This is a genomic window from Bowdeniella nasicola (assembly GCF_900107735.1).
GTDB lineage: Bacteria > Actinomycetota > Actinomycetes > Actinomycetales > Actinomycetaceae > Bowdeniella > Bowdeniella massiliensis.
Genome location: NZ_FNQV01000001.1, coordinates 63,572 through 87,228 on the forward strand (window position 1 = coordinate 63,572; position 23,657 = coordinate 87,228).

A 23,657-nucleotide genomic window follows, 5' to 3' on the forward strand; every position below is an offset into this window, starting at 1 on the left:
ACCATGACCTCATCGGAGTTCGACCAGACAGCAGGGGACTACCCGCCACCACCGGCAGCAAAGCCGTGGTATCGACGGACGCCGGTCATCATCGGCGCCATCGTCGCAGTCTTGGTCGCCGCCTACCTCATCCTCGCCGCAGTCATGGGCGACCGCGTACCGCAGGGCACCAAGGTTGCCGGCGTTGACGTCGGCGGCATGACGAGCAGCGAAGCCGATGCTGCGCTGCATCAGGCCTTCGATTCCCGTCTCGCCGAACCCCTCAAGGTCACGATGGGGGACAAGGACGGGGAACTCGTGCCCGCGGATGCGGGCCTAGGGGTCGATATTGACGCGACGGTCAAGAAGCTCACCGGCTTCACCCTCGACCCGCGCATGGTCTTTGCCCACTTCGTCGGCGGCGCCACGATCGATCCGCGGCTCGCCATTGACGACGAGAAACTCTCCTCAACCCTGACCGCCATCGGGGACTCACTCGCGACGGCCCCGGTGGATGCCAACGTCGTATTCACCGATGGCAAGGCCGAGATCACCGTGCCGAAGGCCGGAACCAAGCTCGATGTGGAAGCGGCAAGCTCGACAGTCCGAGATAACTTCCTGTCCGCGAGCGAATCCATCGATCTACCGACGACGGCGATCGAGCCCGAGATCGGCGCCGACCAGCTGGATGCGGTCAAGCGAGACATCATTGACCCCCTGACCGCCGGCCCCGTTACGGTTAGCGTTGGAGACATCAAGGTCGAGCTCGCCGTCCCCGAGCTCACCGCGCTCGCATCGGTCGACATGGTGGGCAACAAACTGACGCTCGACAGCGACGCGCTCAAGGAGCTCGTGATCGAGAAATCGCCCGAGCTGGGCTCCTCCGGCAAGGACGCCCAGATCATCATGGAGGGCGGCAAGCCCGTCGTCGTGCCCTCCCAGCCCGGCCGCGCCCTGAACAGCGATGATCTCACCGCTAAGGTGACGACGGCCGCGCAGTCGACGGAAAAGACAGCGAACGTCGAACTCACCGAGGCTGAAGCCGAGTTCACGACGGAAGACGCGAACAAGCTGGGCGTGAAGGAAATTATCGGCGAGTTTGATACGCCGCTGACCGCCGATCGGGTCCGCACGAAGAACCTCATCGTGGGTTCCAAGATCATCTCGAACACGCTGATCAAACCGGGCGAGACCTTCTCGTTGCTCAATGCGCTGGGGCCCGTGACCTACGAACGCGGCTTCGTCGACTCCGGCGTCGTCGAGTCGGGCTTTGCCACGAAGGCGCTCGGTGGCGGCCTCTCGCAGCTGTCGACGACGACCTTCAATGCGGCCTTCTTCGGCGGCATGGATCTCGTCGAGTTCCGTCAGCACACCCGCTACTTCTCGCGTTACCCCGAGGGCCGCGAGGCCACGCTGTGGGGACCGAGCCTGGACATGAAGTGGAAGAATCCCACCAACTATGGCGTCCTCGTCGATGCCTACGTCGCGGATAACCGGGTCCACGTGCGCCTCTGGTCCACTAAGACCTTCGAGGTCAAGAGCTGGACGTCGCCGCGCCGCAACCTGACCAGCCCGCAGGTCGTGTACAACCAGCGGCCGGACTGCAAGCCGGAATACGGCACCACCCCGGGCTTCACCGTCGACTTCGGTCGGGAGCGTTACAAGGGTGGCCAATTGCACGACAAGAAGTCGTGGACCTGGACCTACAACGCCTGGCCGATCGTCAAGTGCGGCAAGCCGGAATAGGATAGAGCCACGACCGTTCGGTTCTAAGGAGGACCAGTGACCTACATCATTGCCCAGCCGTGTATCGACATCAAGGATCGCGCGTGCGTCGATGAGTGTCCGGTCGACTGTATCTACGAGGGCGAGCGGATGCTCTACATCCACCCCGACGAATGCGTCGACTGCGGTGCCTGCGAGCCCGTGTGCCCGGTGGAAGCGATCTTCTACGAAGATGACGTGCCGGAAAAGTGGAGCGAATACTACGACGCCAACGTCCAGTTCTTCGACGACATCGGATCGCCCGGTGGCGCCGCCAAGCTCGGCGTCATTCCGAAGGATCACAAGATCATCGCGGACCTGCCGCCCCAAAACCAGGACTAGCGGGTGACCCTGTACGGGGATAGCCTGCCGGACTTCCCCTGGGACAGCCTGGCACCCGCTAAGGAGCGGGCAAGCGCGCACGGATTGATCGACCTATCGATCGGTACGCCCGTCGACCCTACCCCCGAGATCGCCCAGCGCGCCCTCATCGCCGCTGCCGATGCCCCCGGATACCCGACGACCATCGGCACCAGCGAGCTTCGCGAGGCCATCGTCTCCTGGTGGGCTCGGCGGCGCGGAGCCAGCCATCTCAGTGCGGACAATGTCCTACCGACGATCGGCAGCAAAGAGATGGTGGCGCTGCTGCCCGCCCTCCTCGGGCTCGGGAAAGGCGACGTCATCGTCCACCCGGCAACGGCCTATCCTACCTACGACGTGGGCGCACGCCTTGCGGGCGCAACCCCGCACCCGAGCGACGGTGGGCCGGAGACCTGGCCCGCCGCAACACGGCTCGTATGGGTCAATTCCCCGGGAAACCCGCACGGCCACGTTCTTGCGGTCGAGGAACTGCGCGGCATCCTGCGCGTGGCCCGCGAGCGCGGCATCATCGTCGCGTCCGATGAATGCTACGCGGAGCTCGCGATGGCCGAGCCCTACCTGAGCGCCGGCGTACCATCGATCCTTGCCGACGAGGTGTGCGGCGCAGATGCGAGCGGCCTCCTTGCCCTATATTCGCTGTCGAAGCAGTCCAACCTCGCCGGCTACCGCGCCGCCTTCATCTCCGGGGATCGCGGCCTCATCGCCCGTCTCACCCACATTCGCAAGCACGCCGGCTTCCTCGTGCCCGCCCCCGTGCAGCACGCGATGAGCGCGGTCTTGCGCGATGATGCGCACGTCGAAGCCCAGCGCGAAACCTACCGCCGGCGCCGCGAACTGCTCGCGCCAGCAATCGAGAATGCGGGCCTTGCGATCGATCCCGACTGCGTTGCGGGACTCTACCTGTGGGCCCGCCGCCCCGAGGCGGAACCCACCGAGCGCGCGAGCCTGGATCTCGTCAACGAGTTTGCGGATCGCGGGATCCTCGTAGCGCCCGGCTCGTTTTACGGCGCGGCCGGTTTCGGATTCGTCCGAATCGCCCTAAGCGCAAGCGATGAGCAGCTCGCAACCGCCGTCGAACGCTTGAGGTGAGATAGCCCACGGTTTACGTTCCCAGATAGTGGAGCCTCAGCATTACAGACTAGGACTTCTGGCCTACGCTAGAAGGGTGAAGTTGCGCCGAAACCTGGGCGCTGAGCTGTTCCGAGGAGGGAACTGAATGACTGACTCCGAGCTGACACCGGCTACTTTCTCGGTGGACGATAAGACGCTGGAGTTTCCACGTATGAAAGCCACCGAGGGCAACGACGGGGTTTTGATCAGCAACTTGCTGAAGGACACCGGCCTCGTCACCCTCGACAGCGGCTTCGTAAACACCGCATCGTGCGAATCGAAGATCACCTACATCGACGGCGCCGAAGGCATCCTGCGCTACCGCGGTTATCCGATCGACGAGCTGGCGAACAACTCCCGCTTCCTCGAGGTCGCCTACCTGCTGATCTACGGCGACCTGCCGGACATGGACACCTACGCCGCCGTCGTGCGTCGCATCAAGCGCCACCGGCTCCTGCATGAGGACTTCAAGGCCTTCTTCACTGCGTTCCCGTCCAACGGCCACCCCATGGCAATCCTGCAGGCTGGCATCTCGGGCCTGGCCACCTACTACCAGCACACCTTGGACCCGAAGGATCCCTACCAGATCGAGCTCTCGACGGTCCTGCTCATGGCCAAGGTCCCGACGATGATCTCCTACATCTCCCGGCGCGCCCAGGGCCTGCCGCTGATGTACCCGGATTCCTCGCTGCAGTACATCGAGGACTTCATCCGCATGACCTTCGGCATGCCGTATGCCAACCACGATGTGGATCCGATCCTCACCGACGCGCTGAACAAGCTCCTCATCCTGCACGCCGATCACGAGCAGAACTGCTCGACCTCGACGGTGCGCATGGTGGGTTCCTCCGAGGCCAACATTTACGCTTCGGTAGCCGCGGGCGTCGGCGCCCTGTCCGGCCCGCTGCACGGCGGCGCAAACGAAGCCGTGCTGCGCATGCTCTCGAAGATCCAGGAATCGGATATGACCGTCCAGGACTTCGTGAACAAGGTCAAGAACAAGGAAGACGGCGTCCGCCTCATGGGCTTCGGACACCGCGTCTACAAGTCCTACGACCCGCGCGCCTCGATCGCCAAGCAGTCGGCGCACGACGTGCTGGAAAAGCTCGGCAAGTCGAACGAGCAGCTTGACATCGCGATGGAGCTGGAAGAGATTGCGTTGAAGGATGACTACTTCATCGAGCGCAACCTCTACCCGAACGTCGACTTCTACACCGGCCTGATCTACAAGGCGATGGGCTTCCCCGAGGAGATGTTCACCCCGCTGTTCGCGCTGGGCCGCCTGCCCGGCTGGATCGCGCAGTACCGCGAGATGATCACCGACCCGGCCACGAAGATCGGCCGCCCGCGTCAGGTCTACACCGGCGAGACCGAACGCCACTGGATCCCGCGCTCCGAGCGCTAATCCGAGAAAAACCGGGCCACCGTATGCGGTGGCCCGGTTTTTTCGTGCCACACTGAATCCATGCCCGCCATTCTCGTCGTCGATGATGAAGCGACCCTCGCGCAACTGCTTGCGGCAGCGCTGCGCTATGAGGGGTGGGAGGTGGCTACTGCCGCCGACGGATATGAAGCCCTGCGGGTCTTTGACGCGGGCCAGTTCGATGCCGTCGTCCTCGACGTGATGATGCCCAACCTCGACGGGATGCAAACCCTTGCCCGGCTGCGCACACGCGATCCGGCACTACCGGTCTTATTCTTGACCGCGCGCGATGCCGTCGCCGACCGTGTGGCAGGCCTGCGCGCGGGCGCCGATGACTACGTGACCAAACCCTTCGATCTGGATGAGGTTGTCGCTCGAATTGAAGCGCTCCTACGCCGCGCGGGACGGGCGCCAGGTGCTGACGCGAGTCTCATCGTCGGTGAGCTTCGGCTCGAGACCGACTCCCGTGAGGTGTTCGTTGATGGGCAGCTCCTGACGCTCACCCACACCGAATTTGAACTCTTGCGCTATCTCATGGTGAATGAGGGAATTGTGGTGTCCAAGGCGCAGATTCTTGACGCCGTGTGGGAATACGATTTCGGGGGCAGCGGTAACATTGTCGAGCTTTATATTTCCTATTTACGAAAAAAGCTCGCTGGCCATGACTCCTATATCCGTACGGTGCGCGGGGACGGATACATGCTGCGGGCCCCACGATGAAGCGGCGCACGTTGACGAGCCAGCTCGTTGCCGCCGTGCTCGTCCTCATTGCGCTCACTGCCCTTCTCATGGCAGGAGCCGCTCGCGGATCGGTGTCCTTCCTGTTGCAGCGCGAACTGGACGCGAGCGTGCGTCTCGAATTGGCGACGGCGCTCGCCACCCCCGAGGCCGCCGTGGGGCTCGATCGTGGGCCCGGATCGGGTGCGCTGCGCGCGGTGGTGACGGAGACTGGCGGATCTGGGAGCTATGTTGAAGGGCGACGCACTGGCGACCTGACCCCCGCGCAGATCGAGGAGCTGAAAACGAAGCTCAGAGAACCCCAGCGAGGGCGCGACGGGCTGCGCACAATCAGCCTTGCCCAGCTGGGTGACTACCGCATCGCATCCGCTCCGACGGCCACGGGTACCCTCGTCGTCGGCGAATCGCTAGCTCGCATGACACAGGTCGTCACCCGCCTGACGGTTGCGATCCTTGGCATCGGATGTGCTGTGACACTGCTGGCTGGCGGCGGTGGCACGTGGTGGCTGCGACGGCGACTCAGCCCACTGCGCGATGTCGCCGCGGCTGCCCGGGCTGTCGCGCCCGAAGACCTGCTTCGGCCGGATGCTGGGATAACGCGCGCACCCGATCCGGGCCCACGTACCGGTTCCGAGATCGCGGATGTCAGTCATGCACTCAACGAATTGCTCGACACCGTCGAGGAATCGATGAGTGAGCGCGACCGTATCGAGGCGCAACTGCGACAGTTTATCGCCGATGCTTCGCATGAGCTGCGAACGCCGCTCGCCGCAATGTCTGGCTGGACGCAGCTGCTAGCCAAGGATGCGTCAAGTCGCGATGAAGCGCTTACGCATATGCACCTCGAGTCGGAGCGGATGACGAAACTCGTCACCGAGCTGCTCGCGCTCGCGCGCCTCGATCAGTGTGCAGGGGCGGAAACGACCGATCTGACTCCCATCGTGGCCGAAGCTGTGGCGAGATGGAGCGCACCCGCCCATCACCTTGATGTCGACCTTGATCCCAGTGCTGCCATCATTGCGACCAGTGAGGAAACAGCTACTCGACTTGTCACCAACCTGCTGACTAATGCGCACGTCCACACGCCGCCCGGCGCGCGCATCACGGTGAGCCTCGCGCGAGCGGGCACGGATGTTGTCCTCACCGTTACCGACAACGGCCCTGGAGTGCCGGCCGACCTAGCCGGGCGCGTCTTCGATCGCTTCGTCCGGGGGGATGCCTCGCGGGCGCGGATGCACGGCGGCTCAACGGGGTTGGGCCTCGCTATCGCCAAGGCCGCGGCGGCCGACGCCGGGGGAGAACTCACGCTGAGCCCGACCCCGGGTGGCGGCGCGACTTTCACCGCCCGCCTGCCGATCCATAGCTGATTCTTAACTTTGCCACAGCCCGTCCATGGCGGCGCCGGTCATGGTTAAACCATGAACAGATCGATCGCTCAGCTCCTGCGGTTTGCAGGCGTGGGAACCGGCGCGACTGTTCTGCAGGGCCTGATCTATTCAGCCCTAAGCACCATGACAAGCGGGGCTCTCGCGCTCTCCCTTGTGATCTCTACCCTGGCTGCCACGGCCACGCACGCGCGGGTGACCTTTGACGCGCAGCGAGCGAGCCTGAAGCAGCATGCGTTCTCCTTGGTGCTGCTGGTCTTGACCTATCTCACGCAAGATCGTGCGCTCCAGGCTGGCGCAGCCTTAGGTCTCACCTCGGCGACGCAGCATGCCGTCCTCCTCGTTTTCATCTCCGCACTCATTGGAATCGCGCGCTTTTTCACGATGCGCGCCTGGTTTACCGAAGGATCATCATGACTAACACCTCCGAAAACTCCCGCTCGTTAAGCATCTGGTACACCCTGGGTGCCATCGCCATGGGGCTCACCGGCCTGCTCTTCGCCGTGCTGCTGTGTCGAGGCGGCCTGCCCACCCTGATGGCCGGGGCGCTCGTGCTGATCGCCGCCATCATGGCCGTTGTCAGCCTCATCATGCTCGCTGCCAGTGGCCGCCGCCGCAAGCTGCTGACCGCCCTGGCGGCTATTGGAGCTGGCTTCGCCCTAGTCGTCACACCCATTGCCCTCGCAGCCGGTACCGCTGGGCATGAGCGTGGCCCGCGAATCGGCTTCGAGCGCGAATCCCACCGCAGCGGGTGCCCGGTGGATCGCCCCAACCCAACCGAGACCTCGATACGATAGCGACATGCTAGAAATCGCCGTACAAGACCCAGCTGGCGCCCGCACCGCCCATGCCGGCGGTGCGGATCGCGTCGAAGTCTGCAGCGCCCTGGTCACGGGCGGCCTCACCCCATCGCTCGCCATCATCGAAGCGAGCGTCGCGACCGGCATCGACGCCGTCGTCCTCATCCGCCCGCGCCCGGGCGACTTCGAGCTGAGCGATGAGGAAATCGAGGTGTGCACCCGCGATATCATGCTCGCCCTTCAAGCCGGAGCGCGCGGCGTCGTCATCGGGGCCCTGCGCGACGGCGGCCTCAATGCCGCGGCGATCCGAACCTGGCGCGACGCGGCGCTTACCGTCACGCCCGATGCGCAGATCGTTGTGCACCGGTGCGTCGATGTCCTGCTAGGTGAGGGGCTGCAGCCGGAGCGCTTGCTCGATCAGTTGGCGGATATCGGCGGGATTACGCGCATCCTTACTTCGGGTGGGGCGCAGTCCTGCCGCGAGGGCATCGATGCGCTGGCCGCTCTCGCTGCCGGCAGTGACATCGAGATCCTGGCCGGCGGCGGCCTGAGGCCCGAGGACATTCCCGCGCTCGCGAGCCGAGGGATTTCGCAGTTCCACCTCTCGGCCCGTCGTAGCCGCACGGGTGGCCCATCAGGACCCGGCGGGGGAGCGGCCTCCTATGACGTGACGGACGAGGAGCTCGTGCGCGCGGCCGTTAGTCGTGCAGCGCTGAATTAAGTTCGACGCGGCCCTCGCGCGGCAGCGCCCGCACCTGTCCGGTCAGGGAATGGCGCAGGTAGAGCAGTCCGCTCGCGCCGGAAAGCTCTCGAGCCGAGCACACCGTTTCGTCGGCGAGCCGCACCTTGGTGCCCGGCGTGACGTACAGGCCGGCCTCGACGACGCAGTCATCGCCCAGCGAGATCCCGACTCCAGCGTTCGCGCCGATGAGGCATCGCTTGCCGATGGTGATGCGCTCCTTGCCGCCGCCGGAGAGCGTCCCCATGATGGAGGCGCCGCCACCAATATCGCTTCCGTCATCGACGGTCGCGCCCTGGGAGATCCGGCCCTCAACCATCGAGCGGCCCAGCGTTCCCGCGTTGTAGTTGACGAAACCCTCGTGCATGACCGTCGTGCCGGCCGCTAGGTGAGCCCCGAGGCGCACCCGATCCGCATCGGCGATCCGCACCCCGTCCGGCAGCACATAATCGACCATGCGCGGAATCTTGTCGACGCAGTGCACTCGGGGAGCGACCCCGCGATTGCGCACCCGCAGCCGCGCCCGCAGGGATTCGAAATCCTCCCGGCGGCACGGGCCAGCATCCGTGAACACGACCGTCGGCAGGATGTCGAACAGCCCATCGAGGTTGACCTCATTGGGGGCGAGCAAGCGGCGCGAGAGCAGATGGAGCCGCAAGTAGACGTCCGGGACGTCGCTCGGGGCGAGCTCGAGATCGGAAAACGTCGCGATGCGCCTCGTGCGCACCCGCCGGATCGGATCCTCCGACTCATCGATGCCGACGTGATCGGAGGCGTGCGGTCCCAGCTTTGGCTCGGGAAACCACACGTCGAGGACCTGATCATCGTCCGTGATCGTCGCCAGTCCCGTACCCGATGCCACACGCGTGCCGCCAATAAGCGGCGAAGAACTCTCCATGAACCAAGCGTAGTGCGCCTCACAGCGCGCGTGGAAGGGCCGTTAGTCCAGTTCTCGCCGAAGGCTGCCCGAGCCCGCGACGGCCAGCACCCAGGGCGCCAGGCGTTCGGTCAGTTCCCGGTCGCTCGTGACCGCGAGGACGATGTCACCCGCCTCGGCCGCAGCGCGGGCCTGCGCCACGATCTCGTCATCGCCCGAACCGCTTGCCGCAACGATCCGCACACCCTGAACGTCAACGCCGCGCGCTTGGCCTTCGACGACGGCGAGGACCTCGGGGAACAGGCGGCTGAGTTCGCTCGTGAACGGCGCCGCGGCAACCGAGTCGAGCTCGCTTAAGGAGCGGGCCAGGCGCTGCGTCGCCCCGGCGCGGTCGCGCCACCAGCCATCGGGCCGCGAGCCGAGCAGGTTTGCCATATCGACAATCAGCGTGATCGGCCGCAGGTAGCGCCGCAGCAGCGGCCACGCGTCCTCGAAGGCCGGAAGCAGCGCCAGGTGCGATACGGATTCCATCGGCACCCAGCGCACATCGAGCGATTCGCCATCGCCGATCCCGCCCGCTTGCTGCGCGATGTCCTCGGCGATGACCGTCGTATAGCTCCAATCGGGGTGAGTCAGCTCGTGGGTGGCCCACACGCGGCAGCCGTGCGGCGAGATGAGTGCTTCCTCCGCGGCCTCGCGCAGTGCCGCGCCGATCGCGTCCTCCTGGCTTGCCCGCGCACCTCCGGGCAGCCCCCACGTCCCACCGAAGTGCGAGAAGGGCGCGCGATGCTGCAGCAGCACCTCGGTACCCGCCGCGCGCCACAGCAACAGGCCAGCTGCCCCGTTCGCGCCCCAGTGTTTGGCGCCGCAGCCGCACTGCACCCAGCGGTCGGCGTCGTGATGGTGGATATCCCCGGGAACGTCAGCCATATCTCCAGCATGTCACGCAAGCGCTGGCGGGGCCGGGCAATTAGTCGGCCCGCGAGGTCGAGCGGGAAAACGCGTCGACGTCGATCGGCTGCCAGTGATCCATCAGCTCGGCGATATAGCGGGCCGTAGCGAGCGCGTTATCGACGACCGGCTCGGTGGCCGCCCACTGCTCGAGCGTGAGCCAGCGCAGCTCCTCGGATTCGCCCTCGGCGGGCGCGCCGGCCGGCTCACCATCGGCAAGCAGCGCGTAGGCGAGGTCGGAATGGAAGTGATCGCCCGAGATCTGATGCGTATTGACGAGCGCGGGCAGCGGGTGGACGGTGAACCCGGGCAGCTCGATTTGTGGCGGCGGGCCGGGCTGCAGCACCCGCAGCTGACGCGCGCGGTAGCCGGTTTCTTCCTTCACCTCGCGGATCAGCGCCTGCCAGGGGTTTTCGATCGGCTCGATGTGGCCGCCCGGCTGCAAGAGCGAGCGAAACCGCCGATGGCGATGGAGCAGGATTTCGCGCGTGGACGGGCGAAAGATGAACGCCGAGACCGTCTGATCGTGCCCGCCGGGCATCGTGAAAATGTGCGGCATTATTCGATCGTTGCCAGGACTTGGCCGCCGGAGACCTGCTCGCCCGGCGCCACGGATAGCCCTGTGACGACGCCATCGCAGGGGGCGGTGAGCGGCTGCTCCATCTTCATCGCTTCCACGACGACGATGAGGTCACCGGCCGCGACACTCTCGCCATTGGCGACGGCCAAGCGAACGACGGAGGCCTGCATGGGCGCTGAGATCGCATTGCCGGAGGCCGCCGCGGGCGCTGCCGAGCGCCGCCGCCGCTTGCCGCGCTGCAGGCCCGCGGCCGTGCGCGAAATGCCGAGCCCCGCGGGCAGCACGACCTCCAGGCGCTTGCCGCCGACCTCGACGACGACGCGCTCGGTCTCGGCGAGCTCCTCTGCCGCCGGCTCCGGCATGACGCCCGGAAGGCGGGAAAGCGTCTCGGCAAACTCGGTTTCGATCCACGTCGTGTAGACGCCGAACTCGCCGCCCTCGGCGGTGAACTCGGGCGCATGCAGCACCGCGTTATGGAACGGCAGCACCGTCGGAATGCCTTCGACGACGGCCTCCGCGACGGCCCGCCGCGCCTTGGCGAGGGCGGCTTCGCGATCCGCGCCGTGCACGATGATCTTGGCGATCATCGAATCGAAATTGCCGGAGACGACCGAACCGGCCTTCACGCCCGCATCGATGCGAACGCCCGGCCCGCCCGGCCACAGCAGCTCGGTGATGGTGCCCGGCGCCGGTATGAAGGAACGTGCCGGATCCTCGCCATTGATCCGCAGCTCGATCGCGTGCCCGCGCGTGGGCACCTCCTCATAGCCCAGTTCTTGGCCGTCGGCGATGCGCAGCTGTTCGGCGACGAGATCCAGCCCGGTGATCTCCTCGGTCGCGGGATGCTCGACCTGCAGGCGCGTGTTGACCTCCAGGAAGGACAGCGTCCCGTCGGCGCCGATGAGGAACTCGCACGTGCCCGCGCCCACGTAGCCCGCCTCACGCAGGATCGCGCGGGAGGCCGCAGCCAGCCGCTCGCGCTGCTCGGCCGTAAGGAAGGGCGCCGGTGCCTCTTCGATGAGTTTTTGGTGGCGACGCTGCAGCGAGCAGTCGCGCGTGGAGAGCACGGCGACGGTGCCGTGCATATCGGCCAGGCACTGCGTCTCGACGTGGCGGGGCTTATCGAGGAAGCGCTCGACGAAGCATTCGCCGCGGCCGAAGGCCGCCGTCGCCTCCCGCACCGCGGAGTCGAATAGCTCGGGGATTTCCGCCAGTGTGCGTGCTACTTTCAGCCCGCGTCCGCCGCCGCCATAGGCAGCCTTGATCGCCACCGGCAGGCCGTGTTCGCGCGCGAAGTCGACGACCTCATCGGCGCTCGCCACCGGATCGGGCGTGCCGGGCACGAGGGGCGCGCCGACCTTCTCGGCGATGTGGCGCGCCGAGACTTTATCGCCGAGCGCCTCGATAGCCTCCGGCGGCGGGCCGATCCACGTCAGGCCCGCCTCGATGACGGTCCGCGCGAAGTCCGCCCGCTCGGAGAGGAAGCCGTAGCCCGGGTGGATCGCGCTCGCACCGGCGCGCCGCGCGATCTCAAGGATCCGATCGGCGTTCAGGTACGTCTCAGCGGCGCTCACTCCGCCGAGCGCGTAGGCGTCATCGGCCATGAGCGTATGCATGGCGCCGCGGTCGCCGTCGGAGTAGACAGCGATGGTGCGAATACCGAGCTCACGGCAGGTGCGAATGATGCGCACCGCGATCTCGCCGCGATTAGCGATCAGGATCATCTGGGCCTCCTCAACCTAACTTGCCTACGGTATCGCCCTATCTCGCTCGCGACGCCCTCAGCACGGGGGCGCTCGGCAGTTTCTCGATAAGCCGAGGCCGAGCGCGCGTGAGTTTGTAGGTAATCACGAAGCCCATAGCTCGGTGATGTCCGTGCCGGCCTGCGCGAGGAGGCTGCGCAGCGCGGGCAGCGAAAGCCCGAGGACGTTGTGGTGATCGCCCTCGATGCGCTCGATGAACGGACCGCCATAACCCTCGAGCGTGAAGGAACCCGCGACGGCGAGCGGCTCACCGGTGGCGACGTAGGCGTCGATCTCGGCGGGCGTGAGCTTCGCGACGACGACGCTCGAGGCGCGCGGCTCCTCAAAGATCCGCCTTTCGCCGTCGATGACGACGAGGCAGTGGCCCGTGTGGAGCGTACCGGTGCGCTCCGACATCGCGGCGAGGCGCTTGCGCGCCCGCGCCCGGGTATGGGGCTTACCGAGCGCTTTGCCGTCGAGCTCGAAGAGCGAATCGCAGCCGAGGACCGCGACGGGCCCGTCGCCGCGCACGCGTTCGGCCACATCGAGCGCCTTCGCGCGCGCGAGCACGCTGACCTTTGCCGGCAGATCGAGCTCGGCGCGCCGGGTGGCGGCCTCCAGCTCCGCGCGCGCGAGCACCGCATCCTCGTTCACGGTGGAGGGCAGCACCTCGTGCACGATGTGTGCAGCCTCAAGCACCGCGCGCCGAGAGGGGGAGGTGGAGGCGAGGATCAGCCGCATAGCTCAGCTCGCAGCAGGTCGAGCCCGATGGAACCGAGGCTCAACGCCCGGCGGTGGAAATCGCGCAGCTCGCCCGAGCGTGCCTGCAGCCACAGCCGTTCACCGATCTTGTAGCTGGGTGCCTGGCCGGGCCAGCCGAGGTAGCGATCGAGCTCGAAGGCCAGGATCTGCTTGTCCATATTCGCGTTGGCGACAAGGAAATGCCAGGCCTTTTCGGCGTCCCAGGTTCCGCCCTGCGGGAAGGGCTTACCCAGGTGTACGCCGATATCAAGGACGACGCGCGCCGCCCGCAGCCGCTGCGCGTCGAGCATCCCCATGCGTTCGCCCGGCTCCGAGAGGAACCCGAGATCGGCCATGAGCCGTTCGGCATACAGCGCCCAGCCCTCGCCGTGGCCCGAAATCCAGCAGTATTGGCGGCGCCAGAGGTTGAGTTCTTCCTTGCGCAGCACCGTCTGCGCGATCTGCAGGTGATGGCCGGGCACGCCCTCGTGGTAGACGGTCGTCTTTTCTCGCCACGTCGTAAACTCCGTGACGCCCGCGGGCACGGACCACCACATGCGTCCGGGGCGGGAGAAATCGTCCGACGGGCCGGTGTAGTAGATGCCGCCGGTCTGCGTCGGCGCGATCTTGCATTCCAGGGTGCGGATCTCATCGGGAATCTCGAACTGCTCGGCGCCGAGCGCCGCGATCGCCTCATCGGAAGTCTGCTGCATCCAGGCCTGCAGCGCATCGGTGCCGTGCAGCAGCCGGTCCGGCTCCTTATCGAGCTGCGCCATCGCCTGCGCGATCGTCGTGCCCGGGCCGTAGAGTTCGGCCGCGCACGCCTCCTGCTGCGCGATGATCTGCTCGAGTTCGCTCAGCCCCCACTCATACGTCTCATCGAGGTCGACGCTCGCTCCGAGGAAGTAGCGCGAAAACCGCTCGTAGCGCTCGCGGCCCACGCCATCGTCCTCGGGGGCGCGCAGCGCGAGGTGCTCGGATAGGTACTGTGCGAGATCGGCGTAGGCCTGGCGGGCGTCCTTCGCCCCGATTTCCAGGGCGCGCCGGGTGGGCTCGCTCGCGTCCGCACCGCGCACGAGGTTCGTCACCATCGAGTGATCCAAATCGGCGAGATCGTCGGCCTGCTTGATGACGGCCTCGATCTGGCGCAGCGGCGCGATCCGGCCGGCGGCGGCCGCCTCGCTCAGGGATTGCTGATAGGACTCCAGCGCTGCGGGGATGGCGCTTAGGCGTTCGGCGATCGCTTGCCAATGCTCCTCGGTCTCGGTTGGCATGAGGGCGAAGACGTCGCGCATCTCCTGGGCGGGCGAGGCGATGACGTTGAGCTCACCGAGCCGCTCCGTAGCGAGCTCGAGCTCGATGGTGAGCCGCTCGGTCATCGCCGCTTTCGTCACGCGGTCGACGTCGTCTTCCGGCTCGATTTTGGAAATGCGCGATAGCACGTCGCGGCGCAGCTGGGCGCGCGCCTCGTGCCCGGCGGGGGAGTAATCAGGCATCAGGTGGTCATGGCCCGGGATACCGAGCGCGGTGGCCTCCGTGGGCGCGAGCGCTACGGCGTCGTAAACGAAGGCATCGGCGATCTCATCGAGGCGAGTTCTTTGGCGTGTTCTCACGCCCACAGTTTAGTCGCGCCAGCGCCAGGCTTCGGAAGTGTCTCGCGCGCCCGGGCGTGCGCGGCGCTGCCATTCGCTCGTGCGTTGCTGCTCAGGTGCTGGCACGCTCGCGATACCGGCGATGAGGGCGGCGAGCTCTGCGCTGTCGGGGGTGCCGGAAACGACCTTGATCATAGCGGGATGTTCCCGTGCTTGCGGTCGGGCCGGGCGACGCGCTTGGTGCGCAGCGCCCGCAGCGCCTTGGCGACCTCGACGCGCGTTTCGGCGGGCTCGATGACGGCGTCGATGAAGCCGCGAGCGGCCGCCTCCCACGGGTTGATGAGGGCGTCTTCGTATTCGGCGACGAGGCGGGCGCGCTCGGCCTCGACGTCGCCACCGGCCTGCTCGACCTGCTTCAGCGCCCCGCGCTGGACGATGTTGACCGCGCCGGCCGCGCCCATGACCGCGACCTGCGCCGTCGGCCACGCGAGGTTGACGTCGGCCCCGAGGAGCTTGGAGCCCATGACGATATAGGCGCCGCCGTAGGCCTTGCGGGTAATGACGGTCACGAGCGGGACGGTCGCCTCAGCGTAGGCGTAAATGAGTTTCGCGCCGCGCCGGATGATGCCGTTCCACTCCTGATCGGTGCCTGGCAGGAAGCCCGGGACGTCGACGAAGGTGAGGACCGGGATGTTGAAGGCGTCGCACGTGCGCACAAACCGCGCGGCCTTTTCCGCCGCGTCGATATCGAGCGTGCCGGCCATCTGGCTCGGCTGGTTGGCGACGACGCCGACGGGGTTGCCCTCGATATGGGTGAAGGCGCACACGATGTTCGGCGCGAAGTCCTCCTGCACGAGGAGCATGTCGCCGTCGTCGACGACAGATGCGATCACCTCGCACATGTCATAGGGGGCGTTATCCGAATCCGGCACGATCGTATTGAGCGCGGCATCGCCCTCGGTATCGGCGGTGGCGGCGGGCCAGGCGGGCGGATCGCTCAGGTTGTTCGATGGGAGGTAGGTGAGCAGGTCGCGCACGAGATCGAAGGCGTCGGACTCGTCCTCGGCCCGGAAGTGGGAGACGCCGGAGCGCGTCGTGTGGGCGCTCGCGCCGCCGAGCTCATCGAAGCCGACGTCCTCGCCGGTGACGGCGCGGATGACGTCCGGGCCGGTGATGAACATGTGCGAGGTTTTGTCCACCATGACGATGAAGTCGGTGAGCGCGGGGGAGTAGACGGCGCCCCCGGCCGAGGGGCCCATGATGAGCGAGATCTGCGGGATGACGCCGGAAGCCGCGACGTTGCGGCGGAAGATCTCGGCGAACTGCGTCAGGGAGGCGACGCCCTCCTGGATGCGCGCGCCGCCGCCATCGGAAATGCCGATGCACGGCACGCCGGTGCGCACCGCGAGGTCCATGACCTTCGTGATTTTTTGGCCGTGCACCTCGCCAAGCGAGCCCCCGAAGGCGGAAAAGTCCTGGCTCCACACGCACACATTGCGGCCATCGATCGTGCCGTAGCCCGCGACGACGCCGTCGCCCGGGATGACCTTCTTGTCTAGGCCGAACTGGTGGCAGCGGTGGGTGGCGAACGCATCGAGCTCGACGAAACTGCCCGGATCGAGCAGCTCCTCGATGCGCGAGCGGGCGCTGCCCTTGCCGCGCGCCGACTGCTTGGCAAGCGCCGCGGCGGCGAGCTCCTCGCTGCGATCGCGGCGGGCCCGCAGCTCGGCGAGCTTTTCGGCGGTGGTGGCGGGTTTAGTACTCACCTTGGCAGCCTACGGCGAGGATCCGGGCCTGCCTATCACCAACGTGACCGAGTCACGCGATCGGAATTGTAGACTGCCCACAAAGGCGGGAGCGAAATGATTACTTTTGTGGCGCAGGCCGGTTCGACGAATACCGACGTGGCGGCGCTGTTGCAGGCCGGGGAGCGGGCGCTGCCCTTTGCCCTTGCCACCTTCGACCAGCGGGCGGGCCGCGGGCGCGCCGGCGCCCCCTGGGTAAGTGCGCCCGGGCGCGGGCTCGCGATGTCGATCGCGCTGGCGGCGCCCCAGGTGCAGCCGAGCGTCGTGCATCCCGTGGGCCTTGCGGTGCGCGATGCGCTGCGCGCCCGCACGGGCGCACCCGTGGGCTTGGCGTGGCCCAACGACATCGTCATCGCCGCCGAGCAGGAGGTCGAAGGCTGGGGGCGATGGCGTAAAATCGCCGGGATCCTGTGCGAGTGGCACGCCGGGGCGATCATCGCCGGCATCGGCGTGAACCTCGCCTATCCGCCCGAGCAACAGCCCTCGCCGTGGGCGACGTCGCTGTACCCGCCGGACGCCGACGCCGAGCTCCTGGGGCGCGAGCTCGCGAGCGATATCGCGGACCGCGCCGTCGCCGCCGTCGAGACCTGGCGCGCGCACGATGGCGACCTTACCTATCTGCTCGAAGACATCGACGCCGCGAGCGCCTGGCGCGGGCAGCAGGTGCGCGCCAGGCAGGGGGAGACCGAGCTCGCGGGCGTCTTCCTTGGCGTCGAGCCCGATGGTGCGGCGCGGATCGGCACGCCGAGCGGCATCGAGCGCTGGATCTCGGGCGAGGTGCGGCACGTGCGCGTGTGACGGCCACTACACTGGTGACGTGACATCAGAGAACCTGGACACCGTCGAATATCACGTCAACCGGCTGCTCGGCGGCGCACCGTCGCTCACCATCACCGAGGTGGCCGAGCGCGTCGGCGTCGACGTGAGTTTCGTGCGCACCTTCTGGCGCGCCATGGGGTTCGCGACCGTCACGGAGGCCGACGTCGTCTTCACCGAGGCGGACGTGCAGGCCGTGCGCACCTGGCGCGAGCTGCTCGCGCGCGGGCGCGTGGACGAGCGCACCGCCGTCTCGCTGCTGCGCGCCGAATCGCACATCACCGATCGGCTCGTGCTGTGGCAGGTCGAGGCCCTCATCGACGACGTCGCGCGCCGGCTCAACCTCGATGACACCTCGGCCAGGCTCGTCGTCCTCGATCACATCAGCGACGATTTCGAGTTGCTTAGCGAACAGCTCGCCTACTCCTGGCGGCGCCAACTCGCCGCGCTCGCCACCCGCATCAACGCCGAGGTCGCCCAGCGCAGCGCCGACGATGACCTGTCCAAGCTGCCGCTGAAGCGCGCGCTCGGTTTCGTCGACATGGTGGAATACACCCGCCGCTCGCGCACGCTCGATGTCACGCAGCTGACCGAGCTCATCCAGGGATTCGAATTCATCGCCCGCGACGTCATCACCTCCGAGGGCGGGCGGATCGTGAAGACCATCGGCGATGCGGTGCTCTATATCGCCGACGACCTCGACACCGGGGCGCGGATCGTCCTCAGCCTCATCGAGGCGCTGAAGGCCGATCCGCGCCTGCCCCCGGTGCGGGCCTCGCTTGTGCAGGGCCGCGTCGTCTCGCATTCGGGCGATATTTTCGGGCCCGTCGTCAACGTCGCCTCGCGGCTCGCCGATATCGCGCTGCCCGGTACGGTGCTCATGGATGAGACGACGGCGGCGCTGCTGCAGGCAAGCGAGACCGGCCACGAATACGACCTGTCGCCGCGGCCCGTGGTCGAGGTCCAGGGGCTGGGCGAAATTCGGCCCGTAGAACTGCGGAAAAAGCCCGAATACGAGTCGGACGATTAACGCGAGACGCGTCAGACTTGACCAATTCTTGAACTTTGGCGTTACCATGGTGACGTGACTAACGTTCTGCTTGTTGAAGATGATCCGGCGATCGCCGAGCCGCTGGCTCGCGCCTTCGGCCGAGAGGGTTACGATGTGCGCCACCACGGCACCGGCCAGGGCGCCATCGACGATATTGCTGACACGGATCTCGTCGTCCTGGATCTCGGGCTGCCGGACATGGACGGCCTGGACGTTGCGCGCTGGATCCGCAACCAGGGGCTCGCCACGCCGATCCTCGTGCTGACCGCCCGCGCCGATGAGGTCGACCTCGTCGTCGGGCTCGACGCCGGCGCTGATGACTACGTGACCAAGCCCTTCCGGCTGGCAGAACTGCTGGCGCGCGTGCGGGCGCTGCTGCGCCGCTCGCACGGCGATCTGACCGACGAGGACGAGCTGAGCGCGCAGGACGTGCGCGTCGACGTCGGGGCGCATCGCGCCTTCCAGGGCAAGCGCGAACTGCAGCTGACCGCCAAGGAATTCGAACTGCTGCGCGTGCTCGTGCGCGATGCGGGCGTCGTCGTCGAACGCGATGCGCTCATGCGAGAGGTCTGGGGCACCGACCCGTCGGGCTCGACCAAGACGCTCGATATGCACGTCTCGTGGCTGCGCCGCAAGCTCGGCGATGACGCGAACGATCCCACGTACATTTCCACCGTGCGCGGGATGGGCTTTAGGTTCGAAACGGCCGCGGGCTAAGGCATGCAACGCCGCGCGGTCATCATGACCGTGCTGGCAGTGCTGGTAGCCGTCACGCTGATCGGACTGCCGCTTGCCATCATCGGTCCGCTAGCCGTCTACAACTCCGAGCAGTCGGCGCTGGAGTTGCGGGCGGCTTCGCTCATGCGCACCGTCGAACGCCGGATCGCGCATTCGGAGGACATTACCGACGGCCTGCTGCACCCGTGGGTGGGGCGCGAGGGGCAAAACCCGGCCTATATCGAGCTGCGGCTCGACGATGGGCGCGTGCTCGCGGCCGGGGACCCGATCGCCGGCAATGTGCTGCGCGCGACGCAGTCCTCGCCCTCGGGCGTCGACCTGCTCATGGAGGTCTCCACCGGGCGCGTCATCCTGCACTCGCTCTACGTCGAAGGCTTCATCCTGTTCGGGACCTCGATCGCCTTCCTCATTGCCGTCATGGTGGCGCGGCGGCAAGCCCGCAAGATCGCGGCGCCGCTCATCTACCTGGCGGCGAGCGCCGAACAGCTCGGCAGCGGCCAGGCGCGCCCGCGGCTGCGGCCGAGCGGCATTGAGGAGATCGACCTCATTCAGGCCGAGCTCGTGCGCACCGCCGAGCGGATGGCCGGCCGGCTCGCGGCCGAGCGCCAATTCGCGGCCGACGCCTCCCACCAGCTGCGCACCCCGCTGACGGCGCTGTCGATGCGGCTGGAAGAAATCGAACTGCTCGCTACCGACGATGAGGTGCGCGAGGAGGCGGGCGTGTGCCTGGAACAGGTCGAACGCCTGACCGGCGTCGTCGAAGAACTGCTGAAGACCTCGCGCTCCTCTTCGGGCGGGACGACGGAGGCGATCTCGCTCGCGGACGTCTTCGACCAACAGCGCGATGAATGGGAGCGGCCCTTTGCCAAGGCCGGCCGCGAGCTCGTCTTTACGCACGGCACCGATCGGCTGGCGCTCGCGACCCCCGGTTCGGTCGCCCAGGTGCTAGCAACCCTGCTGGAAAACTCGCTCAAGTACGGCGGTGGCACGACGACGGTGAGCTCGCGCGCGGCCTCGGGCAAGGGCGTCTTTATCGATGTGGCCGATGAGGGCGAAGGGGTCAGCGACGAGCTCGCGCCCGATATTTTCTCCAAGCACGTGTCGGGCAAGGGCGGCACCGGTCTCGGGCTCGCGCTCGCTAAGGACCTGGCGTCATCGGATGGCGGGCGCCTCGAGCTTTCGCAGCGTCGGCCGCCCATTTTCACGCTGTTTCTTAACGGCGTACCGGCCTCGCTCAATCCTGATGCGGTACTGCCGCAGGGCTCGTTTGTTTCGGTGGGGCGTCGTCGGCGTCGCCGGTAAAAACCACGTAGCGGTAGCACACGTAGCGAAAAATCGTGCCAAGGCCCACGCCGATGATGTTGCCAGCGATGTTGTCGGCGAGCTGCGAGGTGTAGCCAAGGACGTAGCGGGAGGTCCACAGTGTCGCGGCGGCGACGAGGATGCCGCCCGCGTTGACGAGCAGGAACATGACGAGTTCGCGCCCGGGCGTGGAGCGTTTGGCGTCGGCGAAGGTCCAGTATCGGTTGCCGACCCACGCGAAGAGGGTGGCGACGCAGGCGGACAGGATTTTAGCGGTGACGGGGTGCGGGCCAAGGACTTCGCCGGGGCCGTAGACGAGGAGGTTAAAGCCGCCCGCGTCGATAATGTAGGCGAGACCGCCGACAGCGCCGAATTTTGCGAGTTCCACGAACCACTGACGCAAGGTCTGTCGCCGGCGCGGCCGGGCGGGGGTGGTGGAAGTCGGCACGAAGGCAGCCTAGCGCGGTATCTTACAAAGCGTGAAGTCCAATGTCGTCGCCGTGATCGGGGGCGGGCAACTCGCCCGCATGATGCAGCAGGCCGCCGGCCCGCTCGATGTGCGCCTGCGGGCGCTCGTCGAGGCCGCCGATGGCGCCACCGCGCAGGTGGTTCCGGAGTCCTTTGTCGGTGATCCGAGCGATGAGGAGGCCGTGCGCGCGCTGCTTGCGGCCGATGGGGCATCGCGCCTCGCGCTGACGTTCGAGCACGAGCATCAAGACACCGACTTGCTGCAGCGCCTTGCCGCCGAGGGGGTTTCCGTCCAGCCACCCCCGGACGCGCTGCTGTACGCGCGCGACAAGCTGAAGATGCGCGAGCGCCTCAGCGCGCTCGGCGCGCCCGTTCCGGACTGGGCGATCATCAGCTCGGCAAGCGATCTTGATGAGTTCCTCGCGGGCCACGACGGCGAAGCGATCGTGAAGACCGCACGCGGCGGATATGACGGCAAGGGCGTGCGCCTCGTGACCGACGTGGAGGACATCGCCGATTGGCTCGCGGGCGATATCGAGCTCATTGCCGAGGAGAAGGTCCCCTTCGATATGGAGGTCGCGGCCCTGCTCGCGCGCCGGCCATCGGGCGAGATGCGGCACTGGGAGCTGACGCAAACGATCCAGGAAGACGGCGTGTGCGCCGTCGCGATCGCGCCCGCGCCCGAGGTGAGTGGCGAACTACGAGCCGAAGCACGCCGCATCGCCGAACTCATCGCCGAGGGGCTCGGCGTCACGGGTGTGCTCGCCGTCGAAATGTTCGTCACGGGCTCGCGCCTGCTCGTCAACGAGCTCGCCATGCGCCCGCACAATTCCGGCCACTGGACGATCGAGGGTGCGACGACGAGCCAGTTCGAACAGCACCTGCGCGCAGTGCTCGATTTGCCGCTCGGCGCCACCGGCATGCGCGCCCCGCACGCCGTCATGACCAACGTGCTCGGCTCGGAGCTTTCCGACCCGGCCGAGGCCTACCCCGAGGTCATGGCGCACCTGAGCGAGGTCAAGGTGCACCTGTACGGCAAGGGCGTGCGGCCCGGGCGCAAGCTTGGGCACGTCAGCGCCATCGGCGATGATCTTGCCGTCCTGACCGAGCGCACCGCAGCTGCCGCCGCCTTGCTGCGCGGCGAAAGGAGAGACAAATGAGCGTTGGCATCATCATGGGGTCCGACTCGGATTGGCCGACGATGAAGGACGCCGCCGACGTCCTGGCAGACTTCGGCATCGAGTATGAGGCGCGCGTCGTCTCGGCGCACCGCATGCCCGAGGACATGATCGCCTATGGCAAGCAGGCCGCCGAGCGTGGCCTGAAGGTCATCATCGCGGGCGCCGGGGGAGCGGCCCACCTGCCGGGCATGATCGCCTCCGTCACGACACTGCCGGTCATCGGAGTGCCGGTGCCGCTGAAATACCTGGACGGGATGGACTCCTTGCTGTCTATCGTCCAGATGCCGGGCGGCGTGCCCGTTGCCACCGTCTCGATCGGCGGCGCGAAGAACGCGGGCCTGCTCGCCGCGCGCATCATCGGTGCCTTCGACGAGACCGTCGCTCGCGCGATGGCCGACTACCAGGTCGGACTGCGGGAAGTAGCGATCGAGAAGGGCCGCAAACTCGACGAACACCATCAATCAAAAACGCACAATTACTAACAAATAAGCCGCGGGTGCGCTACGCTGAAGCTATGACAGTTCTCGTAGCAGGAGGCGCCGGCTACATCGGCGCGCACGTCGTCGATCTTCTTCTCAAGCGCGGTGAAAAGGTCGTCATCGTCGATGACTTTTCCACCTCCACCCGCGATCGGGTGGCCGACCTCGACTACGTCGAGATGGACCTGGCCGTAGGCGACGCGGAAGACCGCCTCGTGGGCATCATGACCGAGCGCGGCGTCGATTCCGTCATCCACTTTGCCGCCCGCAAGCAGGTCGGCGAATCCGTGGAAAAGCCCGCGTGGTACTACCAGCAAAACGTCGGCGGCCTCGCCAACATGCTCGCCGCGATGGAACGCGCGAAGGTCGACGTCATGATCTTTTCCTCCTCCGCGGCCGTCTACGGCATGCCCGAAGCCGAGATGGTCTCTGAGGACGTCACGTGCCGCCCGATCAACCCCTATGGCGAAACCAAGCTCATCGGCGAATGGATGATGGCCGACTGCGAGCGCGCCTGGGGCCTGAAGTGGGCGGGGCTGCGCTACTTCAACGTCGCGGGTGCCGGCAGCGAAAAGCTCGGCGACCCGGCGGTCTTGAACCTCATCCCGATGGTCTTCGAGCGGCTCGAGGCCGGCAAGACCCCGCTGATCTTCGGCGACGACTACCCGACGGAGGACGGTACCTGCATCCGCGACTACATCCACGTCGTGGACCTCGCCGATGCCCACATCACCGCGCTCGATGCCCTGCGCAGCGAGACCCCGCCCGCTGAGCACGTCTTCAACGTCGGTACCGGCGAAGGCTCCTCGGTCGCCGAGGTCATTGAGATGGTCGGCGAGGTCACCGGACTGGACGCCACCCCCGAGATCAAGCCGCGCCGCGCCGGCGATCCGCCCAAGCTCATCGCCAAGGCCGACCGCATTCGCGAGCACCTCGGCTGGGCCGCAACCCACGATCTGAAGGACATGGTGGACTCGGCCTGGCAGGCATGGCGCGCCCAGCACTGACATAATCG

25 protein-coding genes are annotated in these 23,657 nt (G+C 66.8%); 16 read left to right on the forward strand and 9 right to left on the reverse strand.

The window, feature by feature from the left end:
- Positions 1-3 precede the first annotated feature (3 nt).
- The 9 genes from BLU67_RS00335 to BLU67_RS00375 all read left to right on the forward strand — a co-directional run bounded on the left by BLU67_RS00335 (position 4) and on the right by BLU67_RS00375 (position 8,301).
- Positions 4-1,725 (forward strand): VanW family protein, encoded by a 1,722-nt coding sequence (locus BLU67_RS00335; RefSeq protein ID WP_092560847.1) that lies wholly within the window; start codon positions 4-6, stop codon positions 1,723-1,725.
- A 36-nt stretch (positions 1,726-1,761) separates the two neighbouring features.
- Positions 1,762-2,085 (forward strand): ferredoxin, encoded by a 324-nt coding sequence (gene fdxA, locus BLU67_RS00340; RefSeq protein ID WP_092560849.1) that lies wholly within the window; start codon positions 1,762-1,764, stop codon positions 2,083-2,085.
- Between the two features lie 3 nt (positions 2,086-2,088).
- Complete coding sequence (dapC, locus tag BLU67_RS00345) at positions 2,089-3,213, forward strand: succinyldiaminopimelate transaminase (protein WP_222842304.1); 1,125 nt, start codon at positions 2,089-2,091, stop codon at positions 3,211-3,213.
- A 127-nt stretch (positions 3,214-3,340) separates the two neighbouring features.
- The gene (locus BLU67_RS00350) at positions 3,341-4,639 is read left to right on the forward strand and encodes a citrate synthase (RefSeq protein WP_092560851.1); all 1,299 of its coding nucleotides are present in this window, start codon (positions 3,341-3,343) and stop codon (positions 4,637-4,639) included.
- A gap of 60 nt (positions 4,640-4,699) precedes the next feature.
- Positions 4,700-5,377: a response regulator transcription factor gene (locus BLU67_RS00355; protein ID WP_092560852.1), complete on the forward strand. Its 678-nt coding sequence runs from the start codon at positions 4,700-4,702 to the stop codon at positions 5,375-5,377.
- The gene (locus tag BLU67_RS00360; RefSeq protein WP_092560854.1) at positions 5,374-6,762 is read left to right on the forward strand and encodes a sensor histidine kinase; all 1,389 of its coding nucleotides are present in this window, start codon (positions 5,374-5,376) and stop codon (positions 6,760-6,762) included. Before BLU67_RS00355 ends, BLU67_RS00360 begins: the two co-directional genes overlap by 4 nt.
- A gap of 51 nt (positions 6,763-6,813) precedes the next feature.
- Entirely contained in the window at positions 6,814-7,197 is a 384-nt protein-coding gene (locus tag BLU67_RS00365; RefSeq protein ID WP_092560856.1) for a hypothetical protein, read from the forward strand.
- Positions 7,194-7,577 (forward strand): hypothetical protein, encoded by a 384-nt coding sequence (locus BLU67_RS00370; RefSeq protein WP_092560858.1) that lies wholly within the window; start codon positions 7,194-7,196, stop codon positions 7,575-7,577. The genes BLU67_RS00365 and BLU67_RS00370 overlap by 4 nt, the downstream gene beginning before the upstream one ends.
- Positions 7,578-7,581: 4 nt before the next feature.
- A complete protein-coding gene (locus BLU67_RS00375; protein WP_092560860.1) occupies positions 7,582-8,301 on the forward strand; it encodes a copper homeostasis protein CutC in 720 nt (239 codons plus the stop codon).
- Here BLU67_RS00375 and dapD read toward each other — a convergent pair.
- The 8 genes from dapD to BLU67_RS00410 form a co-directional block, all read right to left on the reverse strand.
- Positions 8,279-9,217, reverse strand: a complete 939-nt coding sequence (gene dapD, locus BLU67_RS00380) for a 2,3,4,5-tetrahydropyridine-2,6-dicarboxylate N-succinyltransferase (protein WP_092560862.1) — start codon at positions 9,215-9,217, stop codon at positions 8,279-8,281. The genes BLU67_RS00375 and dapD overlap by 23 nt on opposite strands.
- A 42-nt stretch (positions 9,218-9,259) precedes the next feature.
- Entirely contained in the window at positions 9,260-10,126 is an 867-nt protein-coding gene (locus tag BLU67_RS00385; protein WP_092560864.1) for an NUDIX domain-containing protein, read from the reverse strand.
- 40 nt (positions 10,127-10,166) lie between these two features.
- On the reverse strand, positions 10,167-10,706 hold the full coding sequence (locus BLU67_RS00390) for an NUDIX hydrolase (RefSeq protein ID WP_092560866.1): 540 nt from the start codon (positions 10,704-10,706) through the stop codon (positions 10,167-10,169).
- A complete protein-coding gene (locus tag BLU67_RS00395) occupies positions 10,706-12,451 on the reverse strand; it encodes an acetyl/propionyl/methylcrotonyl-CoA carboxylase subunit alpha (RefSeq protein WP_092560868.1) in 1,746 nt (581 codons plus the stop codon). Before BLU67_RS00395 ends, BLU67_RS00390 begins: the two co-directional genes overlap by 1 nt.
- A gap of 123 nt (positions 12,452-12,574) precedes the next feature.
- Positions 12,575-13,210, reverse strand: coding sequence for a Maf family protein (locus BLU67_RS00400; RefSeq protein ID WP_092560870.1), 636 nt, complete (start codon positions 13,208-13,210; stop codon positions 12,575-12,577).
- A complete protein-coding gene (locus tag BLU67_RS00405; protein WP_222842305.1) occupies positions 13,201-14,823 on the reverse strand; it encodes a DUF885 domain-containing protein in 1,623 nt (540 codons plus the stop codon). Before BLU67_RS00405 ends, BLU67_RS00400 begins: the two co-directional genes overlap by 10 nt.
- 9 nt (positions 14,824-14,832) lie before the next feature.
- A complete protein-coding gene (locus tag BLU67_RS12000; protein ID WP_143027283.1) occupies positions 14,833-14,997 on the reverse strand; it encodes an acyl-CoA carboxylase subunit epsilon in 165 nt (54 codons plus the stop codon).
- A complete protein-coding gene (locus tag BLU67_RS00410; protein ID WP_092560874.1) occupies positions 14,994-16,568 on the reverse strand; it encodes an acyl-CoA carboxylase subunit beta in 1,575 nt (524 codons plus the stop codon). The genes BLU67_RS12000 and BLU67_RS00410 overlap by 4 nt, the downstream gene beginning before the upstream one ends.
- A 96-nt stretch (positions 16,569-16,664) precedes the next feature.
- Between BLU67_RS00410 and BLU67_RS00415 the strand changes: the two genes are divergently transcribed.
- From BLU67_RS00415 to BLU67_RS00430, 4 genes are read left to right on the forward strand one after another with little or no spacing between them, the layout of a single operon-like run.
- Entirely contained in the window at positions 16,665-17,405 is a 741-nt protein-coding gene (locus tag BLU67_RS00415; protein WP_092560876.1) for a biotin--[acetyl-CoA-carboxylase] ligase, read from the forward strand.
- Positions 17,406-17,424: 19 nt separating this feature from the next.
- Positions 17,425-18,453: an adenylate/guanylate cyclase domain-containing protein gene (locus BLU67_RS00420; RefSeq protein WP_261976979.1), complete on the forward strand. Its 1,029-nt coding sequence runs from the start codon at positions 17,425-17,427 to the stop codon at positions 18,451-18,453.
- Between the two features lie 54 nt (positions 18,454-18,507).
- A complete protein-coding gene (locus BLU67_RS00425) occupies positions 18,508-19,191 on the forward strand; it encodes a response regulator transcription factor (protein ID WP_092560880.1) in 684 nt (227 codons plus the stop codon).
- Between the two features lie 3 nt (positions 19,192-19,194).
- The gene (locus BLU67_RS00430; RefSeq protein ID WP_092560883.1) at positions 19,195-20,514 is read left to right on the forward strand and encodes an ATP-binding protein; all 1,320 of its coding nucleotides are present in this window, start codon (positions 19,195-19,197) and stop codon (positions 20,512-20,514) included.
- On the opposite strand, the gene BLU67_RS00435 is transcribed toward BLU67_RS00430, so the two are convergent.
- Positions 20,447-20,962, reverse strand: coding sequence for a GtrA family protein (locus BLU67_RS00435; RefSeq protein WP_222842306.1), 516 nt, complete (start codon positions 20,960-20,962; stop codon positions 20,447-20,449). The two genes, BLU67_RS00430 and BLU67_RS00435, sit on opposite strands and share 68 nt — an antisense overlap.
- Positions 20,963-20,993: 31 nt before the next feature.
- On the opposite strand from BLU67_RS00435, the gene BLU67_RS00440 reads away from it, so the two are divergent.
- Genes BLU67_RS00440 through galE form a run of 3 tightly spaced genes read left to right on the forward strand, consistent with a single transcriptional unit; the run spans position 20,994 to position 23,649 of the window.
- Positions 20,994-22,142, forward strand: a complete 1,149-nt coding sequence (locus BLU67_RS00440; RefSeq protein ID WP_092560885.1) for a 5-(carboxyamino)imidazole ribonucleotide synthase — start codon at positions 20,994-20,996, stop codon at positions 22,140-22,142.
- Positions 22,139-22,645 (forward strand): 5-(carboxyamino)imidazole ribonucleotide mutase, encoded by a 507-nt coding sequence (gene purE, locus BLU67_RS00445; RefSeq protein ID WP_092560887.1) that lies wholly within the window; start codon positions 22,139-22,141, stop codon positions 22,643-22,645. The genes BLU67_RS00440 and purE overlap by 4 nt, the downstream gene beginning before the upstream one ends.
- A 32-nt stretch (positions 22,646-22,677) precedes the next feature.
- Positions 22,678-23,649 (forward strand): UDP-glucose 4-epimerase GalE, encoded by a 972-nt coding sequence (galE, locus tag BLU67_RS00450; RefSeq protein ID WP_092560889.1) that lies wholly within the window; start codon positions 22,678-22,680, stop codon positions 23,647-23,649.
- The last annotated feature ends 8 nt before the right edge of the window (positions 23,650-23,657 follow it).

What these genes read in the sequence shown, in the direction of transcription:
- BLU67_RS00335 (WP_092560847.1), top strand. Translation starts at nt 4, where the DNA reads ATGACCTCATCGGAGTTCGACCAGACAGCAGGGGACTACCCGCCACCA.
- BLU67_RS00350 (WP_092560851.1), top strand. Translation starts at nt 3,341, where the DNA reads ATGACTGACTCCGAGCTGACACCGGCTACTTTCTCGGTGGACGATAAG.
- BLU67_RS00355 (WP_092560852.1), top strand. Translation starts at nt 4,700, where the DNA reads ATGCCCGCCATTCTCGTCGTCGATGATGAAGCGACCCTCGCGCAACTG.
- BLU67_RS00360 (WP_092560854.1), top strand. Translation starts at nt 5,374, where the DNA reads ATGAAGCGGCGCACGTTGACGAGCCAGCTCGTTGCCGCCGTGCTCGTC.
- BLU67_RS00365 (WP_092560856.1), top strand. Translation starts at nt 6,814, where the DNA reads ATGAACAGATCGATCGCTCAGCTCCTGCGGTTTGCAGGCGTGGGAACC.
- BLU67_RS00370 (WP_092560858.1), top strand. Translation starts at nt 7,194, where the DNA reads ATGACTAACACCTCCGAAAACTCCCGCTCGTTAAGCATCTGGTACACC.
- BLU67_RS00375 (WP_092560860.1), top strand. Translation starts at nt 7,582, where the DNA reads ATGCTAGAAATCGCCGTACAAGACCCAGCTGGCGCCCGCACCGCCCAT.
- dapD (WP_092560862.1), bottom strand. Translation starts at nt 9,217, where the DNA reads ATGGAGAGTTCTTCGCCGCTTATTGGCGGCACGCGTGTGGCATCGGGT.
- BLU67_RS00385 (WP_092560864.1), bottom strand. Translation starts at nt 10,126, where the DNA reads ATGGCTGACGTTCCCGGGGATATCCACCATCACGACGCCGACCGCTGG.
- BLU67_RS00390 (WP_092560866.1), bottom strand. Translation starts at nt 10,706, where the DNA reads ATGCCGCACATTTTCACGATGCCCGGCGGGCACGATCAGACGGTCTCG.
- BLU67_RS00395 (WP_092560868.1), bottom strand. Translation starts at nt 12,451, where the DNA reads ATGATCCTGATCGCTAATCGCGGCGAGATCGCGGTGCGCATCATTCGC.
- BLU67_RS00400 (WP_092560870.1), bottom strand. Translation starts at nt 13,210, where the DNA reads ATGCGGCTGATCCTCGCCTCCACCTCCCCCTCTCGGCGCGCGGTGCTT.
- BLU67_RS12000 (WP_143027283.1), bottom strand. Translation starts at nt 14,997, where the DNA reads ATGATCAAGGTCGTTTCCGGCACCCCCGACAGCGCAGAGCTCGCCGCC.
- BLU67_RS00415 (WP_092560876.1), top strand. Translation starts at nt 16,665, where the DNA reads ATGATTACTTTTGTGGCGCAGGCCGGTTCGACGAATACCGACGTGGCG.
- BLU67_RS00430 (WP_092560883.1), top strand. Translation starts at nt 19,195, where the DNA reads ATGCAACGCCGCGCGGTCATCATGACCGTGCTGGCAGTGCTGGTAGCC.
- purE (WP_092560887.1), top strand. Translation starts at nt 22,139, where the DNA reads ATGAGCGTTGGCATCATCATGGGGTCCGACTCGGATTGGCCGACGATG.
- galE (WP_092560889.1), top strand. Translation starts at nt 22,678, where the DNA reads ATGACAGTTCTCGTAGCAGGAGGCGCCGGCTACATCGGCGCGCACGTC.